This is a genomic window from Streptomyces sp. AC512_CC834, from assembly GCF_019049325.1.
GTDB lineage: Bacteria > Actinomycetota > Actinomycetes > Streptomycetales > Streptomycetaceae > Streptomyces.
This window is the reverse complement of sequence record NZ_JAGMUO010000021.1, coordinates 43,488-59,752: the sequence shown is the minus strand read 5'-3', so window position 1 is coordinate 59,752 and position 16,265 is coordinate 43,488. Positions and strand designations below refer to the sequence as shown.

At 74.2% G+C, this 16,265-nt stretch carries 9 protein-coding genes; 3 read left to right on the top strand and 6 right to left on the bottom strand.

Annotated features, from left to right (window positions below; all coding sequences use genetic code 11):
* Nucleotides 1-414: 414 nt before the first annotated feature.
* Nucleotides 415-963, bottom strand: a complete 549-nt coding sequence (locus KUM40_RS08030; RefSeq protein WP_217164366.1) for a MarR family winged helix-turn-helix transcriptional regulator — start codon at nucleotides 961-963, stop codon at nucleotides 415-417.
* 146 nt (nucleotides 964-1,109) lie between these two features.
* Here KUM40_RS08030 and KUM40_RS08025 point away from each other — a divergent pair, with 146 nt between their 5' ends.
* On the top strand, nucleotides 1,110-2,390 hold the full coding sequence (locus KUM40_RS08025; protein WP_217164383.1) for an MFS transporter: 1,281 nt from the start codon (nucleotides 1,110-1,112) through the stop codon (nucleotides 2,388-2,390).
* Nucleotides 2,391-2,451: 61 nt separating this feature from the next.
* Here KUM40_RS08025 and KUM40_RS08020 read toward each other — a convergent pair whose 3' ends face one another.
* Nucleotides 2,452-4,149 carry a SpoIIE family protein phosphatase gene (locus KUM40_RS08020; RefSeq protein WP_217164363.1) on the bottom strand — a complete coding sequence of 566 codons (1,698 nt, stop codon included), beginning with the start codon at nucleotides 4,147-4,149 and terminating at the stop codon, nucleotides 2,452-2,454.
* A 197-nt stretch (nucleotides 4,150-4,346) separates the two neighbouring features.
* A complete protein-coding gene (locus KUM40_RS08015; RefSeq protein ID WP_217164361.1) occupies nucleotides 4,347-5,726 on the bottom strand; it encodes an NAD(P)/FAD-dependent oxidoreductase in 1,380 nt (459 codons plus the stop codon).
* A gap of 372 nt (nucleotides 5,727-6,098) precedes the next feature.
* On the opposite strand from KUM40_RS08015, the gene KUM40_RS08010 reads away from it, so the two are divergent.
* Nucleotides 6,099-6,932: a TetR/AcrR family transcriptional regulator gene (locus KUM40_RS08010; protein ID WP_217164358.1), complete on the top strand. Its 834-nt coding sequence runs from the start codon at nucleotides 6,099-6,101 to the stop codon at nucleotides 6,930-6,932.
* 198 nt (nucleotides 6,933-7,130) lie between these two features.
* Here the strand turns inward: KUM40_RS08010 and KUM40_RS08005 are convergent, their stop codons facing one another.
* Nucleotides 7,131-7,871, bottom strand: a complete 741-nt coding sequence (locus tag KUM40_RS08005; RefSeq protein ID WP_217164355.1) for a hypothetical protein — start codon at nucleotides 7,869-7,871, stop codon at nucleotides 7,131-7,133.
* 12 nt (nucleotides 7,872-7,883) lie between these two features.
* Between KUM40_RS08005 and KUM40_RS08000 the strand changes: the two genes are divergently transcribed.
* Nucleotides 7,884-9,764, top strand: coding sequence for a sigma-70 family RNA polymerase sigma factor (locus KUM40_RS08000; RefSeq protein WP_308401084.1), 1,881 nt, complete (start codon nucleotides 7,884-7,886; stop codon nucleotides 9,762-9,764).
* On the opposite strand, the gene KUM40_RS07995 is transcribed toward KUM40_RS08000, so the two are convergent.
* Together KUM40_RS07995 and KUM40_RS07990 are read right to left on the bottom strand one after the other, a co-directional pair.
* Nucleotides 9,751-13,194: a BTAD domain-containing putative transcriptional regulator gene (locus tag KUM40_RS07995; RefSeq protein ID WP_217164354.1), complete on the bottom strand. Its 3,444-nt coding sequence runs from the start codon at nucleotides 13,192-13,194 to the stop codon at nucleotides 9,751-9,753. The genes KUM40_RS08000 and KUM40_RS07995 overlap by 14 nt on opposite strands.
* 493 nt (nucleotides 13,195-13,687) lie before the next feature.
* Nucleotides 13,688-15,883: an asparagine synthase-related protein gene (locus tag KUM40_RS07990; protein ID WP_217164351.1), complete on the bottom strand. Its 2,196-nt coding sequence runs from the start codon at nucleotides 15,881-15,883 to the stop codon at nucleotides 13,688-13,690.
* Nucleotides 15,884-16,265: the final 382 nt, after the last annotated feature.

Sequence of the window (16,265 nt, the reverse complement as noted above, 5' to 3'; positions counted from 1 at the left end):
TATCCTGCTGTCTTGCGTTTCCGACTCTATCAGATCTTTCCGATCCGATTTCCTCGGTGCTTTCCAGGTTCCCGCTTTCGCGTTTCCCTTTCCGGCGGTTCCGACTGTATCAGATCCTTTCGGGCTCTGATTCCCCGTCAGAGGGGGTTGTCGTCCCGGCTGTTGGGCCGTTCCGACGTCTCAAACCTTAGCGGACCCTCTCGGCGATTCCCAATCGGGGTCGATCGGGCCGACGAGTTCCAAGCGGAATTGAATTCGGACATGCCGAAGCCTTTCCCACTGGGGGATCGTGCTGGTGGTTTGGGTGCCGCTGATGCGGCGGGAGGCGCTACCGCAGAACCGTTACGGTCCCGTGGCAACCCGGAGAACTCTACGGATCCCGTAGGGGGCTGTCAAACGCCGCTGTCAAGATCTTTAATCGAGGTCGCTGAGCCGGCCGCCTGCGTCCGGTTGCGCGTGCTCCACCCTGCGCAGGAGCCGGGTGAGTACCTCGCCGAGCGCGGTCCGGTCGTCCGCGGAGAGGTCCTGGAGCAGGTCCTCTTCGAAGACCGTGGCGAGACGCATCGCCTCCAGCCACTTCTGGCGCCCGTCCGCCGTCAGCGCGACGATAACCCGGACCCGGTTGGACTCGTCGCGCTCCCGGGTGACCAGCCCCTCCGTCACCATGCGGTCGATGCGGTGGGTCATCGCGGCCGGCGTCAGGCCGAGTCGCTTGGCGAGGTCGCCGGGGCCCAGTCGGTAGGGGGCGCCGGAGAGGACGAGGGCCTTGAGCACCTCCCAGTCCGTGTTGCTGATGCCCAGCTCGGCGGTCTGGCGGCCGTACGCGACGTTCATACGGCGGTTGAGGCGGGAGAGCGCCGAGACGATCTTCTCGACCTGTGGGTCGAGGTCCTGGAACTCGCGCTGGTAGGCGGCGATCTGCTCTTCGAGTGTCGGCTCGCCGGCGCCGGGGGTGTCGCCCATGTCCGCAGTATGGCACGCAGCTCCTTTGCTTTGAAGTCCTTCGCTATGTACTCTTTACCTTCGAACTTTAGCTTCTAAGTCTTCAGCTCTAACGGCTGAAGTGATCGATCCCGAGAGATCAAGAGAGGGTGAACGTGACCAGGGCAATGGGCGCGGCGATGCGCCGGATCCACGTGGGCAACGCACTCAGCGCGTTCGGACTCGGCTTCACCGTCCCCTACCTGTACGTCTATGTGGCGCAGGTACGGGGACTGGGTTCCGTCACGGCGGGCCTCGTGCTCGCCGTCTTCGCCGTGGCCGCGCTGATCGTGCTGCCGTTCGCCGGGCGGGCCATCGTCCGGCGCGGCCCGCTGCCGGTGCTGCTCGTCGCCCTGGTCACCGCCGCGCTCGGCGCGCTGAGCCTCGGGCTTTCGGCCTCGGCGGCCACGGTGCTGCTGTCCGCCGCCGCGCTGGGAGCGGGGCAGGCCGTGATGCAGCCGGCGCTCGCGACGATGATCGTGGACTGCTCATCGTCGGAGACCCGGTCGCGGGCGTTTGCCACGCAGTTCTTCCTGCAGAACCTGGGCCTCGGCGTCGGCGGGCTCATCGGTGGGCATCTGGTCGACACCACGAACCCCTCGTCGTTCACGCTGCTGTTCGCCGTCGAGGCGGCGATGTTCCTGGTGCTGGTCGCCGTCATGGCGACCGTGCGCGCGCCGCGTGCGCCGCGGATCGAGGAGGCGCCGGGGCAGGCCGCGGGCGGCGGGAGCTGGAAGCGGCTGCTCGGCAACCGGGCCATGGTGCAGTTGTGCGTGCTGGGTTTCGTGCTGTTCTTCGCCTGCTACGGGCAGTTCGAGTCGGGGCTGAGCGCGTACGGCGTCGAGGCGGCCGGGATCTCCCCTTCCACGCTGGGGACCGCGCTGGCCGCGAACACGCTGGTGATCGTGGTCGCGCAGTTCGCGGTGCTGAGGTTCGTGGAGCGGCGCAGGCGTTCGCGGGTGATCGCCGCCGTGGGGCTGATCTGGGCCGTCGCGTGGGCCGTGGCCGGGTACGCCGGGCTCGGGCACGGCAGCCAGGCGATGGCGACGGCCGCGTTCATCTCGACGTACGCGCTGTTCGGGCTGGGTGAGGCGATGCTGTCGCCGACGCTGGCGCCGCTGGTGGCGGATCTGGCGCCGACCGGTCTTGCCGGGCAGTACAACTCCGCCTTCGCCCTGGTGAAGCAGCTCGCGCTGGCGATCGGCCCCGCGGTGGGCGGGCCGCTCGGGGCCTCGCTGCACGCGCCGTACATCGTGGCGTTCCTGCTGGTCTCGCTGGGCATCACGGTGCTGGCGGTGCGGCTGGGGCGGCAGCTCACGGACGTACAGAATCAGCCGTCGCTCGGCAGGAGCCGGGTGGTCACGCAGGGCGGGGCGCCGGTCGAGGCGGTGGCTGCCGCGGAGGCGTGAGGCGGGCCGACGGGCCGACGGGCCGGGGTGGACGCGGCGGGTCGCCGCCGGCCGCCCCGGCTCACGGTTTCTGCAGGACGAACTCGCACCAGACCGCCTTGCCGCCGCCGGGTGTGCGCCGGGACCCCCAGTTGGAGGCGATCGTGGCGACGATGGCGATGCCCCGGCCGGACTCGTCCCCCGGTTCCGCGCGGCGGCGCCTGGGCAGGTGGTCGTCCCCGTCGGTCACCTCGATGATCAGGCGGCGGTCGGTGCGGCGCAGGCGCAGCCGCATGGGGGGTGTGCCGTGCTGCAGGGAGTTGGCGACCAGTTCGCTGGTGGCCATGACGCCCAGGTCGTGCAGGTCGGTGGGGAAGCGCCAGCTCGTGAGGACGCCGGAGGCGAAGGCACGCGCGCGTGGGGCCGCTTCGACGCCGCCGAGCAGTTCCAGGGCGGCGTTGCGGAACAGCTCGGCCTCGGCGCCCTTGCGGGCGGGGTGCTGGAGGACCAGGACGGCGACGTCGTCGTCGTGGTCCGGGGTGACGCCCGCCGAGCGGACCAGGCGGTCGCAGACCACCTGCGGGGTGCCGGTCGCGCCGGACAGGGCGCGCTCGAGGCCGGCGATGCCCTCGTCGAGGTCCTCGTTGCGGCGTTCCACCAGGCCGTCGGTGTAGAGGACGGCCGTGGAGCCGGGGGGCAGGGCGATCGAGCCGGACGTGTGGATCCAGCCGCCGGTGCCGAGCGGTGGGCCGGTGGGTTCGTCGGCGCGCTGCACGGTGCCGTTCTCGTCGCGGACCAGGATGGGCAGGTGTCCGGCGGACGCGTAGACCAGTCGGCCCTCGTTCGGGTCGTGGATGGCGTAGACGCAGGTGGCGATCTGGTTGGCGTCGATCTCGGTGGCGAGGCCGTCGAGGAGCTGGAGCACCTCGTGCGGGGGCAGGTCGAGGCGGGCGTAGGCCCTGACCGCCGTACGGAGCTGGCCCATGACGGCGGCCGCACGGACGCCTCTGCCCATGACGTCGCCGATGACGAGGGCGGTGCGGCCGCCGCCGAGGGTGATCACGTCGTACCAGTCGCCGCCGACCGCGGCCTCGGTGCCGCCGGGGTGGTAGGTGGCGGCTACGCGCAGGTCGTCGGGCTCCTCCAGTTCCTGCGGGAGGAGGGAGCGCTGGAGGGTGACGGCGGTCTCGCGCTGGCTGCGTTCGCTGGCGCGGAGGCGGCCCGCGGCCTCGGCGTGGTCGGTGACGTCGGTCGCGAACACGAGGACGCCTCGACGGCCGCGGCCGCCACCGCCGCCTTCGTTCCCGCTGTCGGTGTCGGTGTCGGTGACCGGGGTGCAGGTGAAGGTGTAGGAGCGGCCGTCGGGGGCCTTGCGGGACTTGAGGGTGCGGGGCCTGCCGCTGCGCTGGACCTGGTCCAGGAGCGGGAAGAGGCCCGGCGCGTCCAGTTCGGGCAGTGCCTCACGGGCCCGTTCGCCCAGGTCGCGGGTGCCGAAGGCGGCGACGTAGGCGTCGTTGACGTAGGCGAGGCGGTGCTCGGGGCCGTGGACGAGGGCGACGAGGGCCGGGACGCGGTCGAGGACGTCGCGCACGGGCAGTTCGTCAACGCGGGGGACGGCGGGGACGGCAGGGACGGGCGGGGCCTCGTCGGTCAGCCGTTCGGCGCGGGCGGCGGGTACGGAGCCGTCTCCCCGCCGGTCGGCGGAGACCGTCGTGTCGGTCCGCGCCGCGGCGCGGCGCTGCGTTCCGGGGAGTCGGGCGCTCCAGCGCGTGAAGTTCACGAATCCTTGCCTCGTGTAGTGGTCGGCGGCCGGAGACCCGGTGCGGGCCGGGACCGGCCGGGGCCCCGGGGGCCGTGCCGGGGCGAGCGGCGGCGCACCCGCGGTGGTGGACCAGTCTGGCAGGGTGCCGGCCGGGTCGGCATCCGTCAGACGCCTCAGTCAGACGCCTCAGTGGCCGCGGGAGTTCCGGAGTCCGGTCAGGACGACCCCTTCGGGTTGTGCGGTGGCTCCTGAGAAGGCTTTCCACCGGCCGCGAGTTCGAACTCCGCCCGTGGATGTTCGAGTGAACCCAGGGAGACGATCTCCCGTTTGAAGAGTCCGGCGATGACCCATTCGGCCAGCACGCGCGCCTTGCGGTTGACGGTGGGGACCCGGCTCAGGTGGTAGGCGCGGTGCATGAACCACGCGGGGTAGCCCTTCAGCTTGCGCCCGTAGACGTGGGCGACGCCCTTGTGGAAGCCGAGAGAGGCGACGGAGCCGGCGTATTTGTGCGCGTAGGTGTCGAGGGGTTCGCCGCGCAGGGCGTGGGTGACGTTGTCGCCGAGGACCCTGGCCTGACGGACGGCGTGCTGGGCGTTGGGGGCGCATTCCCGGCCGGATTCGGGCGCGGTGACGTCGGGGACGGCGGCGGCGTCTCCGGCCGCCCACGCGTGTGGGGCGCCGTCGACCGACAGGTGGGCGGTGCAGGTCAGCCGGCCGCGGTCGTTCAGGGGGAGGTCGGTGGCGGCGAGGACCGGGTGGGGTTTGACGCCGGCCGTCCAGACGACCGTACGGGTGGGGAAGCGGGAGCCGTCGCTGAGGACGGCGACGCGGTCGGCGCAGGACTCGAGGCGGGTGTCCAGGCGTACGTCGATGTTGCGGCGGCGCAGTTCGGTGACCGTGTAGCGGCCCAGTTCCTCGCCGACCTCGGGCAGGATGCGGCCCGAGGCCTCGACGAGGATCCACTTCATGTCCTCGGACGTCACGTTGTGGTAGTACCGCGCGGCGTAGCGGGCCATGTCCTCCAGCTCGCCGAGGGCCTCCACGCCCGCGTAGCCGCCGCCGACGAAGACGAAGGTGAGGGCGGCGTCGCGGATGGCGGGGTCGCGGGTGGAGGAGGCGATGTCCATCTGTTCGAGGACGTGGTTGCGCAGGCCGATGGCCTCCTCGACGGTCTTGAAGCCGACGCCGTGGTCGGCGAGCCCGGGGACGGGCAGGGTGCGGGAGACGGAGCCGGGCGCCAGGACGAGTTCGTCGTACGTCAGCCGGCGGGCGCCCGTCTTCTCCTCGTCGGTGGCGAGGGTGCTGATGGTGGCGGTGCGCGTCGTGTGGTCGATGGACTGTGCCTCGCCGATGACGACGTCGCACTGGCCCAGGACGCGGCGCAGGGGCACGACGACGTGCCGCGGGGAGATGGATCCGGCCGCCGCCTCGGGGAGGAACGGTTGGTACGTCATGTAGGGGGCGGGGGTGACGACGGTGATCTCGGCCTCGCCCCGCCGGAGTTCGCCCTTGAGGTTCCGTTGCAGCCGCAGGGCCGTGTACATCCCGACGTAGCCACCACCGACAACGAGAATGCGCGCACGTTCCTTCACCATCCCATGACGCACCCGGCGCCTGCGTTTGTCCACAGGCTCGTCGATTTGTGTGACCGGAGATCGTCGCGGGGCGGAGCCGGGCGAATCGTCGCGTTACGGGGCTGTCGCGCAGGTCAGTGGGGGTGAGTGCGGGGGTGGAGGGCGGCACATTCGGGGCGTATGTGTTCCGTGCTCCGATCGGGGGGCGCTCCGTGCGGAACGTGCCCCTTCTGAATTGACCCCCGCTCAACTATGTTCTTTCCGACGGGGTGTAGGGGGATGTGCTCATGGGGTCCGCGACGGGCGGGCCGCTGAACCGGGCCCGTTCCGCGCACTCCGGCTTTCGATGGCGGGGAGTCTCCGGGGGGAGACGTCATTACCGGGGGATTGTCTATGCATGTTCAGGACTCTCATTGGTCGTCCGCGTCGGCTGTCGCGCCCGGTGGTGCGATGACTGCGGCGTCCGGAGGCACACGCGGCGACGCGGAGCGGAGCGCGCCCTTGCGCGTGGACGCCCAGCGCAATCTGGAGCACGTGCTGCGCGCGGCGCGCGAGGTGTTCGGCGAGCTGGGGTACGGCGCGCCGATGGAGGACGTGGCGCGGCGCGCGCGGGTCGGTGTCGGCACGGTGTACCGGCGTTTTCCGAGCAAGGACGTCCTGGTGCGGCGGATAGCCGAGGAGGAGACGGCGCGGCTGACCGACCAGGCCCGTACGGCGCTCGGGCAGGAGGACGAGCCGTGGTCGGCGCTGTCCCGGTTCCTGCGGACGTCGGTGGCCTCGGGCGCCGGCCGGCTGCTGCCGCCGCAGGTGCTGCGGGTCGGCGTGTCGGACGACGGTGACGGCGGGGTGGCGGCGGCCGGTGATCCGCGGGTGCCGCAGCAGCGGATACAGCCGGGCACCGGCGAGCTGCGGCTGGTGCCCGAGGAGAGCGCGACGGCGGGTGCGTCGGCCGGTGCGACCGCAGGTATGTCGGCAGCCGGTGCGTCGGCCGACGGGCCTGTTTCCCTGGCGGGCGACGACGGAGCGGCGGCGCTGCTGGAGGTCGTGGGGCGGCTCGTGGAGCGGGCGCGTACGGCGGGTGAGCTGCGGCCGGACGTGTCGGTGTCGGACGTGCTGCTGGTGATAGCCACGGCGGCGCCTTCGCTTCCGGACCCGGCACAGCAGGCGGCGGCCTCGGCACGGCTGCTGGACATCCTGCTGGAGGGGCTGCGGTCGCGGCCGGTGTGACGCCCGTCGGGGCGGGGACCTTCTCCTTCCCCGAACGGCTGAGCGTTATTACCGCGGCACGGCAAGTCCCCACGGACGAGTGATGGTCGACCCAGGGGGGTCCTGAACAAAAGCCAATATGGCACGCTGACCCGGTGTTCGGACTGGCTGGGCAGGCGGCGGGGGCTTTCCGCGATGAGCGTTGACGGGCGGGACGGGTCACTCGGTGACGGGGAGATCGGGCCCGGTGACGTCGGGAACGGCGACACCCGGGCCGGTGACTCCCAGGCCGACGAGACCCGGTCGGGTGACTCGCCGCAGGTGCCGGGCCAGGGCGGCCCGGCCCGGGTCCGGCGGGACGGCGTACCCGCGAGGGGCGACCGGCCGACCGAGGGGGGCGGCCCCGGGGATCCCGCCGACGACGGCGGTCACGGTGGTCCCGCCCAGGGCGACGGGCGTGGTGGTGCCGCCGAAGGTGACGGGCGTGGCGGTCCCACCCAAGGCGACGGGCGCGGCAGTCCCACCCAACGCGACGGGCGTGGCGAACGGGCCGAAGACGACCGGCGCGGCGCTCACACCGAAGACGACGGGCGTGGCACCCCCGCCCAACGCGACGGCCGGGGCGAACTGGCCGAAGACGACGGCCGGGATGGTGCCGCCCAAGGCGACGGGCGCGGCGGACGGGCCGAGGACGGCCAGCGCGGCGGCCCCACCCAAGGTGACGGGCATGGCGGCCCCGCCCAAGGCGACAGGCGCGGCGGACGGGCCGAAGACGACCGACGTGTCGGTCCCACCCAAGGAGACGAGCGGGGCACTCCCACCCAACGCGACGGCCGGGGCGGACGGGCCGAAGACGACGGCCGGGGTGATCCCGCCCAAGACGACGGGCGTGGCACTCCCACCCAACGCGACGGGCGCGGCGGACGGGCCGAGGACGGCCGGGATGGTGGTGCCGTCCAAGGTGACGGGTGGGTGGGGCGGGGCGGGATCGACGGGCTCGTGGGGCGGGGCGGAGGTGACGGGCGGGCGGGGGCCGGTGTTCCGGCTCAGCGCGAGTTGCACGAGGACAGCGTCCTGCCGCCGCCGCGTGCCCTGTACGACTACGACGACGGCATCCTGCCGCCGCCGCGCGAGCTGCCGTCGTCCGACGCGGAGCTGATCGGGCGGATGCGCTCGGGCGACGACACGGCCTACGAGGAGCTGTACCGGCGCCACGCGGACGCGGTGCGCCGGTACGCGCGCACCTGCTGCCGCGACGCCCACACCGCGGACGACCTCACCGCCGAGGTGTTCGCCCGCATGCTCCAGGCGGTGCGCGGCGGTTCGGGGCCCGAGCACGCCGTACGCGCCTACCTGCTCACCGCGGTCCGGCGGGTCGCCGCCGGCTGGACGCGGTCGGCCGGGCGGGAGCAACTGGTCGAGGACTTCGCGGTGTTCGCCGCGCAGGCCGCGCACACCGCCAAGGTGCCGGACGACGACACCCTGGAGCTGGGCGCCGACGTCCGCGCCATGCACGACGCCGAGCAGTCGATGGCCATGCGGGCCTTCCGGTCGCTGCCGGAGCGGTGGCAGGCCGTGCTGTGGCACACCGAGGTCGAGGACGAGTCGCCCAGCGAGGTGGCCATGCTCTTCGGACTCGACGCCAACGGCACCCGCGTCCTCGCCAGCCGCGCCCGCGAGGGTCTGAAGCAGGCCTACCTCCAGGCCCACGTCAGCGACGCCCTGGTCGCCGACGAGGAGTGCGCCCATTACGCCGACCAGCTCGGCACGTACGCGCGCGGCAGGCTGCGCATCCGGGCCGAACGCGGGCTGCGCAAGCACCTGGAGGAGTGCGCCAGGTGCCGGCTGGCCGCCACCCAGATCCAGGAGGTCGCGAGCGGCATTCCCGCCGTGGTGCCGGTCGCGGTCATCGGCTGGTTCGGTGTCGCCGGGTACGCCAAGGCGGCGGGACTCATCGCCGGGGGCGCGGGCGCCGGAGCCGCCGGCGCGGCGGCCGCGGCGAGCGGCGGTACGTCCGGCGGAGCGGGCGCCGGGGGCGGTGCGGCGGCCTCCGAGGGGCTGGGCGCGCCGGTGAAGGCGGGCATCGCCGCCGGCGTGGTGGCGGCGGCCGCCGCCGCGGCGCTGGTCTTCGCGCTGGCCGGCAACGACGCCCCGGACAAGGAGCCGCCGAAGGCCGCCCCGCCCGCCTCCTCGCCGGTGGCGCAGCCCGCCCCGGACACCCCCACGCCCTCGACGCGGCCACCCCGCCCGCACGTACCCGCGGCAGCGCCAGAGCCGACCCCGACGCCCACCCCCACTCCGAAGCCGACGCCGACCCCGACGCCCACGCCCACCCCGAAGCCGACACCGACCCCGACACCGCCCCCGAAGCCCACGCCGACCCCCACCCCGACGCCTCCTCCTCCGCCGCCGCCCGCCCCGACCGTCTACCAGTGGAGCGAGCTGGCATACGACGTGACCGGCGACGGCACCGGCCCCGAGATGCGGCTGGCCGGGAGCAGTTGGGTGTGGCAGCGCTCCGCCCTGTCGATCGACGACGTGCGGTACGCGCACGGCGTCACCGTCAACGGGCGCTCCTCGGCCACCATCGACCTCAACCGTGACTGCTCGTCCTACGACGCGCTGGCCGGTGTCGACGACCTGACGATGAAGCTCGGCAAGGTCCACTTCTCGGTGTACGCGGACGGCGTGCGGGTGTGGAGCTCGGGGATGGTCAAGGGCGGGGACCCGGCAGTGCCCGTCCATGTGGACATCGCGGGGCGCGAGACCCTGCGGCTGGTGACCGAGCCGCACGGCCCCTTCGACTCGGTGGCGCTCGCGGACTGGGCGCAGTCGCGTTTCACCTGCGCGTAGGTGCCTGTGGGACCGGCTGCCGCGGGCGGTCGGCCCGCACCGCCTCGTCCAGCTCGCCCACCACGTCCCACGTCGTGAGATCGGCTCCCCGGGCCAGTTCGACGGCGTACCGCTCGGCGCCGAGGGCGGCGCGGGCGGCGGAGTCGGCCCGCTCGGCGTGCACGCGGTCCGGCATGGGGCGCGGCCGGTCGCCACGCCAGTGTCCGGCCGCGCCGAGCAGCCGCACCGCGCGGGCGTGGTCGCCCAGCTCGCACAGCAGCCCCGCCGCGCTGTCCGCGAGGGTCGCCGTGACCAGTTCGGCGCACCCCTCCTCGACTGCCCTGCGGACGGTGTCCGCCAGCAGCGGCAAGGCCGGCCGCGGGCCCGACTCGCCCGCCGTCACGAGCGCGTCCACCAGCCCCAGCATCGCCAGGAACTGGGGCGGGGGCGTGCCGCGCTCACACTGCTCGCAGGCCGCCTCCCACAGGACGCGCGCCCGCGCGAACTCCTTGTCTTCCACGGCGAGTCCGGCCCGCAGCATCAGAACGTAGGCCTTGGAGTCCACCACGCCGTACCGGTCGGCGGCGGCGCCGGCCTCGTCGAGTACGGCGAGTGCCGTGCCGCGGTCGCCCTCGCGGTAGGAGATCTCCGCGAGCCGGGCGACGAGGAACGGCGACTCCGCGAACGCGCCCACCTCCTCGGCGAGTCGCAGCGCCTCCTCGTACTCGGCCCTGGCCTCCTTGTAGCGGCCGCGCACCATGGCGGCCTCGCCGAAGGCGCTGCACACCTGGGCCTCCACCAGGCGGTCGCCGACCCGGCGGCTGAGCAGGCGCAGTTCCGCCAGGTCGTCGTCGACGCCGGTGAGGTCGCCCGAGGTGTCGACCACCGCGTGCGCACGGAACATGAGGCAGGCGGCGATCTCCCACTCGCCTCCGTAGGTACGGCAGTTGGCGACGGCGGCGGCCATGGAGTGCCGGACGTCGCCCGATTCGCTGACGAAGAACTCGGTCAGTGGCCAGATGAGGCCGGGCATCCGGGCCGCTTCCGGCCCGCCCGCCGCGAAGTGGTCCCGCACCCGCTGGACGTAGCGCCGCATGCGCACGTCCAGGAGGCTGTCCCCCGGCCCGGCCTCGAAGGTGAGGAGGATGTGCATCATCCGCACCCGCATGCGCTGCGAGTGCAGCGGGTGCCGCCGGTCGTCTTCCGGGACGGCGAGGAGAGCCTCGACGGGGTCGGCGGCGGCCGTACGACGGGCGAGGACGTCCTTCGACGGCACCTGGGCGCCGCCCGCGTCCAGGGCGACCCCCAGGCGCAGGGCCCGGTCCAGCCATGTGACGCCTTCATGGCGGTAGTTGCGCAGCCACCAGAACCAGCCCATGGCGAGGACGAGGGCCGCGGCCTCTTCCTCGTCGCCCGCGGTGAGGGAGCGGTCGAGGGCGGCGCGGATGTTGTCGTGCTCGGTCTCCAGGCGGGATATGTACGGCAGTTGCGCGGCCGACCGTAGCTGCGGGTCGGCCTCCTCGGCCAGGGCGCGCGCCCACGCGCGGTGGGCTCGTTCGGCGGCGGCGCGCAGGCCGGGCACCTCGGCGGCGCGTTCGTCGGCGTACTCGTGGATGGTCTCCAGCAGGCGATAGCGCATGCCGGTGCCTTGGGTGCCGGGATCGGCGATGACCAGGGACTTGTCGACGAGGGCGCCGACGAGGTCTGCCGCGGGCCCGGTGCCGACGGCCTCCGCGGCTTCGAGGTCCCAGCCGCCGGCGAAGACGGACAGCTCGCGCAGCATCGTGCGTTCCGCCTCGTCGAGGAGGTCCCAGGACCAGTCGACGACCGCGCGGAGCGTCTGCTGGCGGGGCAGGACGGTGCGGCTGCCGGAGGTGAGCAGGCGGAAGCGGTCGTCGAGGCGGTCGGCGATCTCGCGTGGGGTGAGCAGCCGCAGCCGGGCGGCCGCCAGCTCGATGGCGAGGGGCAGCCCGTCGAGGCGGCGGCAGATCTCGGCGACCGCCTCCTCGTCCCGCAGTACGGCGTCCGCGTCGGGACGTACGGCGGTCGCGCGGGCGGTGAAGAGGCGGTGCGCCTGGTCGGGGGTGAGCGGCTCGACCGGGCGCACCGACTCGCCGGGGACGCCCAGGGGTTCTCGGCTGGTGGCGAGGACGGTGAGGCCCGGGCAGCGGGTCAGCAGGGTCTCGGCGAGCCGGGCCGCCGCGCCGATGACGTGTTCGCAGTTGTCAAGGACCAGGAGTTGGCTGCGCGAGGCGCAGTACTCGACGAGCAGGGCGACGGGGTCGTCCTGCACGGTCGGCCGGTCGCCGGTCACCAGCACGGTCTCGCGCAGCCCGAGGGCGTTGACGACCGCGCCGGGCACCGCCTCCGGGCGGTCGAGCGGGGCCAGCTCGACCAGCCAGGCCTGGGGGAGCCGGGCGGCGGCCTCCTCGGCGAGGCGGGTCTTTCCGGAGCCGCCGGGTCCGGTGAGGGTGACGAGTCGGGCCGTGTGCAATTCGGAACGGATGGCGTCGAGTTCGAGTTCCCGCCCCACGAAGGAGTTCAACCGGGGGCGGATGTTGCCCCTTCGCCCGGGTGCCGGGGTCCGCCCGGGTGCCGGGGTCCGCCCGGGTGCCGGGGTCCGCTCGCGTGCCGGAGTTCGTTCCGGTGGCGGAGTCCGCTCGGGTGCCGGAGTCCGCTCAGGTGCGGGAGTCCGCTCGGGTGCGGAAGTCCGCTCGCGTGCCGGAGCGTGCCCTCCCGCGGTCTGCGCGCCGAGCAGTTCGGCGTGCAGGGCGCGCAGGCGGGGGCCGGGTTCGGTGCCGAGGCCTTCGGCGAGGGCGCGGCGGGCGCTCTCGTAGGCGGCGAGGGCGTCGGCGTCGCGGCCGGTGGCGCGCAGGGCGCGGACGAGGAGGGCGTGCAGCGGTTCGTCGTAGGGGTGCGCTGTGGTCAGTTCGCGCAGCCGCGGTACGGCGTCGTGGGCGTCGCCCAGGCGCAGTCCGGCCTCGATGCGGGTGCGGGTCGCCTCCAGGTGCAGGGCCTCGGGCCGGGCGGTGTGCCCGGAGAGGTCGGCGAGGGCGGGGCCGCGCCAGAGGCCGAGTGCCTCGTCCAGGTGCCGGGCGGTGCTCGCGGCGTCGCCGCGTTCGAGGGCGGCGGTGCCTTCCCGTACGAGGCGCTCGAAGACGAACAGGTCCACGTCGTCGCGGGTCGCCGCGAGCCGGTAGCCGCCGGGGGCGGAGACGACGGCGTCCCTGCCGACGGTACGGCGGAGCCTGCCGACCAGGGCCTGGAGGGCGGCGGGGGCGTCCTGTGGCGGCTCGTCCGTCCAGACCTCGTCGATCAGGGTGGCGGGCGTGACGACGTGGCCGGGACGCAGGGCGAGGGCGGCGAGCAGCGCGCGAAGGCGGGGCCCGCCGGGGGTGACGACGGTGCCGTGGTCCTCCGTCTGGGCCACGCCCAGGATTCTGTACCGCACGGGGTCATTGTCCCCGCACCGGCGGCTTCCGGGCACCCGGCGTGGGTGCGGGTGTGGTTCGGCGTCCTACTGACGCCCGGCGTGGGTGCGGGCCGGGGGTGGGTGACGCGGCCCGGCGCCGGCCGGGTGCCGCTCTCTTTGGGACGGCGCCGCCCCAGCGGCACGACTGCCCGCAACTGCGGGGGGAGGAGGGCGACTGCCCGCGGCTACGGCGGAGCGCCACGTACGGCGGACGGGCTCAGGCGGAGAGCGAGCAGGTGGAGAGCGAGCGGGTGGAGAGCGAGCGGGTGGAGAGACGCGTACGGCGGGAAGGGGGCGTGTCGGGGGTGTCCGCCCGCAGCGGTTGGCGCGTCAACGCGTCCCGCTTCTGTGGCCGACCGATTCCGCGCCGTTCCGAGGACGGGCACCCCCCGGCGCGGCCCCGACCCACCACCGAACCGAACGCGCTACGCGCCCCCCACCGACCCCGCACAGGCCGCCGCAGGCACCCGCGTCAGCCCCGGCGTGCGACCGTTCCCGCGCCGCCCAGTGCGCCCCGTTGCGGGGCGATGCCCGCGGGTACCGCGCGTTGGCGGGCCGGGGTGCCGGTCCAGCAGGTGCCGCGGCGGGCGAGGAGGCGGCGGAGCCAGAGCTCGAGGGAGACGAGGTCGGCCAGGCCGTCCAGCGGCAGCGGCTCGCCCGCGGCGGCCGCGCGCACCGCTTTGCGCACGACCCGCGCCTCCACGAGCCCCGCCTCCGCGAGCAGCGGCGTGTCGAACAGCACGAGCAGGGAGTCCGCGGAGGCCCGCAGCCCCGTTCGCGCGGCGGAGGCCGCCACCGCCTGGGTGGGCGCTCCCCAGCCGCTCGGCAGTTCGCTCACCCCCGCCCCCTCCAGCACCGTCCGCAGGATCGCCGCCCGCGCCCCCGGCCGCACCCGCAGCGCCTCCGGCAGCGCGCGGCAGGCGCGGACGACCTGGTTGTCGAGGAACGGCGTGTGCAGCCGCTGGAAGCGGATCTCGGCGGCCTGCTCCAGCACCCGCACGTCCGCGGCCTGCCGCGCCAGCGCCGCCCGGGCCCGGAAGTCACCGGGGCGCTGCCCGGGACCGACCCCGGACCGCTGCGAGGACGTCTGGAGGCGAACCGATACTTCAGCCAGTGCCTCGCCGGTCAGCCACCGCGCCGCCGGACCGGCTCCGGCCCAGGTCAGCGCGGCCAGCGACGCGTCCATCGCGCCGTCGCCGAGCGCGTCGAAGCGTCTGCGCAGCAACCGCTCGGAGAGCACCTCGAGCCCGCTCCGGTACGGCGTGCGCGCCAGCCGCCGGGCCGCCGCGTACACGCGCGCGGGGACCAGTACCGACCCGTCGGCCTTGGCCAGCGCGGCGACCGGCCGTACGAGATGGCGCCGTTTGCGGTCCATGAGCAGGTCGGCCAGCCGCGCCGGATGGGCGTCCAGGACCTGCCGCGCCCCGTACCCGGTGAAGTGGTCCGCGCTGCCCGCCGCCAGCCGCGCCCGGTGGCGTGCGGCGGCGACCAGGGACGAGCCCGGTTCGTCGGTCAGCGGCCCGTCCAGCGCGGCGTACGGCAGCATGTCCTCGCCGCCGGTGACCACCACGTGGTGCAGCCGCGGGTTGGCGGCCAGTGCGCCCGCCCGCGCCAGCTCGGACTCCTGCCCGTCGACGGCCAGGTCGTTGAAGGTGACGGCCAGCAGCCGCTCCCCGGCCCCGGTGCCGTGCCCGAGCACGGTCCCCGGCATCCCCGGCAGCCCGGCGGCCAGCAGTGCCAGCGTGCCCGAGGCCGGGCCGCCGGACAGGTCGGCCCCGATGCCCGGCACCGGCATGCCGCGCGCCGCACGGCGTTCCGCGGGCCCCATGCCCGGGACCGGCCCGGGGTCGATGCCGTCCCCGGGGACGTGCCGCGGCGCGGCGAGGCGGGTGCGCACCGCCTCCACCAGGGCGTCCCGCACGCCGTCCACCGCGCGGTCGGGGTCGGCCGAGGGCGCCGCGACGGCGAGCGAGGCCACCGGCTCGTACCCGGCGATCTCGCGCGCCCCGGCGCGCAGGATCAGCGCATGCCCCGGCGGAACGCGCTTCACGCCGTCGTACGGGGTGGAGTCGTCCAGCGCGGCCGGCACGTCGGGCGTGGCGAGCAGCGCGGCGAGGTGGCCGAAGTCGAGGTTGGCCTCGACGAGGTCGGCCAGCGGCAGCGCGGCGGTCGCGTAGGCGGTGCCGCCCGCCCAGGGGGTGTGGAACACCGGCCGCGCGCCCGCGAGATCGCCGCAGACGGTGATCCGCCGTCCCACCTGGACGACGGCCGTGTAGCTGCCGGGCCACGCCGTCAGATGCCGCAGGGCGCCGCCGCGCGCGGCGAACAGCGCGACCCGCAGTTGCTCGTCGCTCGCGCCGCAGATGCCGAGGACGGCGATCCGGGTCTGCGGGTCGGCCGTGACGACGCGCACCTCGTCGGGACGCCAGTCGCCGACCGCCCACAGGGGATCGGGGTCGCCCCACAACGGCTGGGCGCCGACGGGCTGCACGGTCTCGCCGTCGTAGCCGGTGGCACCCGCGGAGCCGGGCACAGAGCCGTGCACAGAGCCGGGCACAGAGCCGTGCACGGAGCCGGTGGCGCCCGCGGAGCCGGCCGCCATGCCGTCCGTTCCGGCGATCCCGGCTGCTCCCACGGCGGCGCTGCTCCACCCCACCAACCACCGCATCGACGCCTCCACAGGCTGGGGACAACCAGTGCACCGTACGAACTGGTTCCCCATGCTGCCATGAAGGGCGCGCCACAGAGCGTCGGCGGAGCCGCATGAGCTCCCACGAGTGCGCCCGCGCGGAAACTCACGCGAGGGCGTCGACTCCCTCTCCGCTCCCTCTCCGCCGCGCTTCGGCGGCTCTCCGAGGGAGTGAAGACGACGCGAATGCGCCCCCGTAACGCGCCCTTTGGCTACCCAACGCGCCCTCACCTTCCATGGTGAGGGCGGTAGTACCCCGGATTCACCGGGGACTATTTTCAGCCAAATCGGCGTCACGCAGACACGTTCGAATACGTTCCGAATACGCTCCGTACAGATTTCGCGCACCGTCCGACAGCCT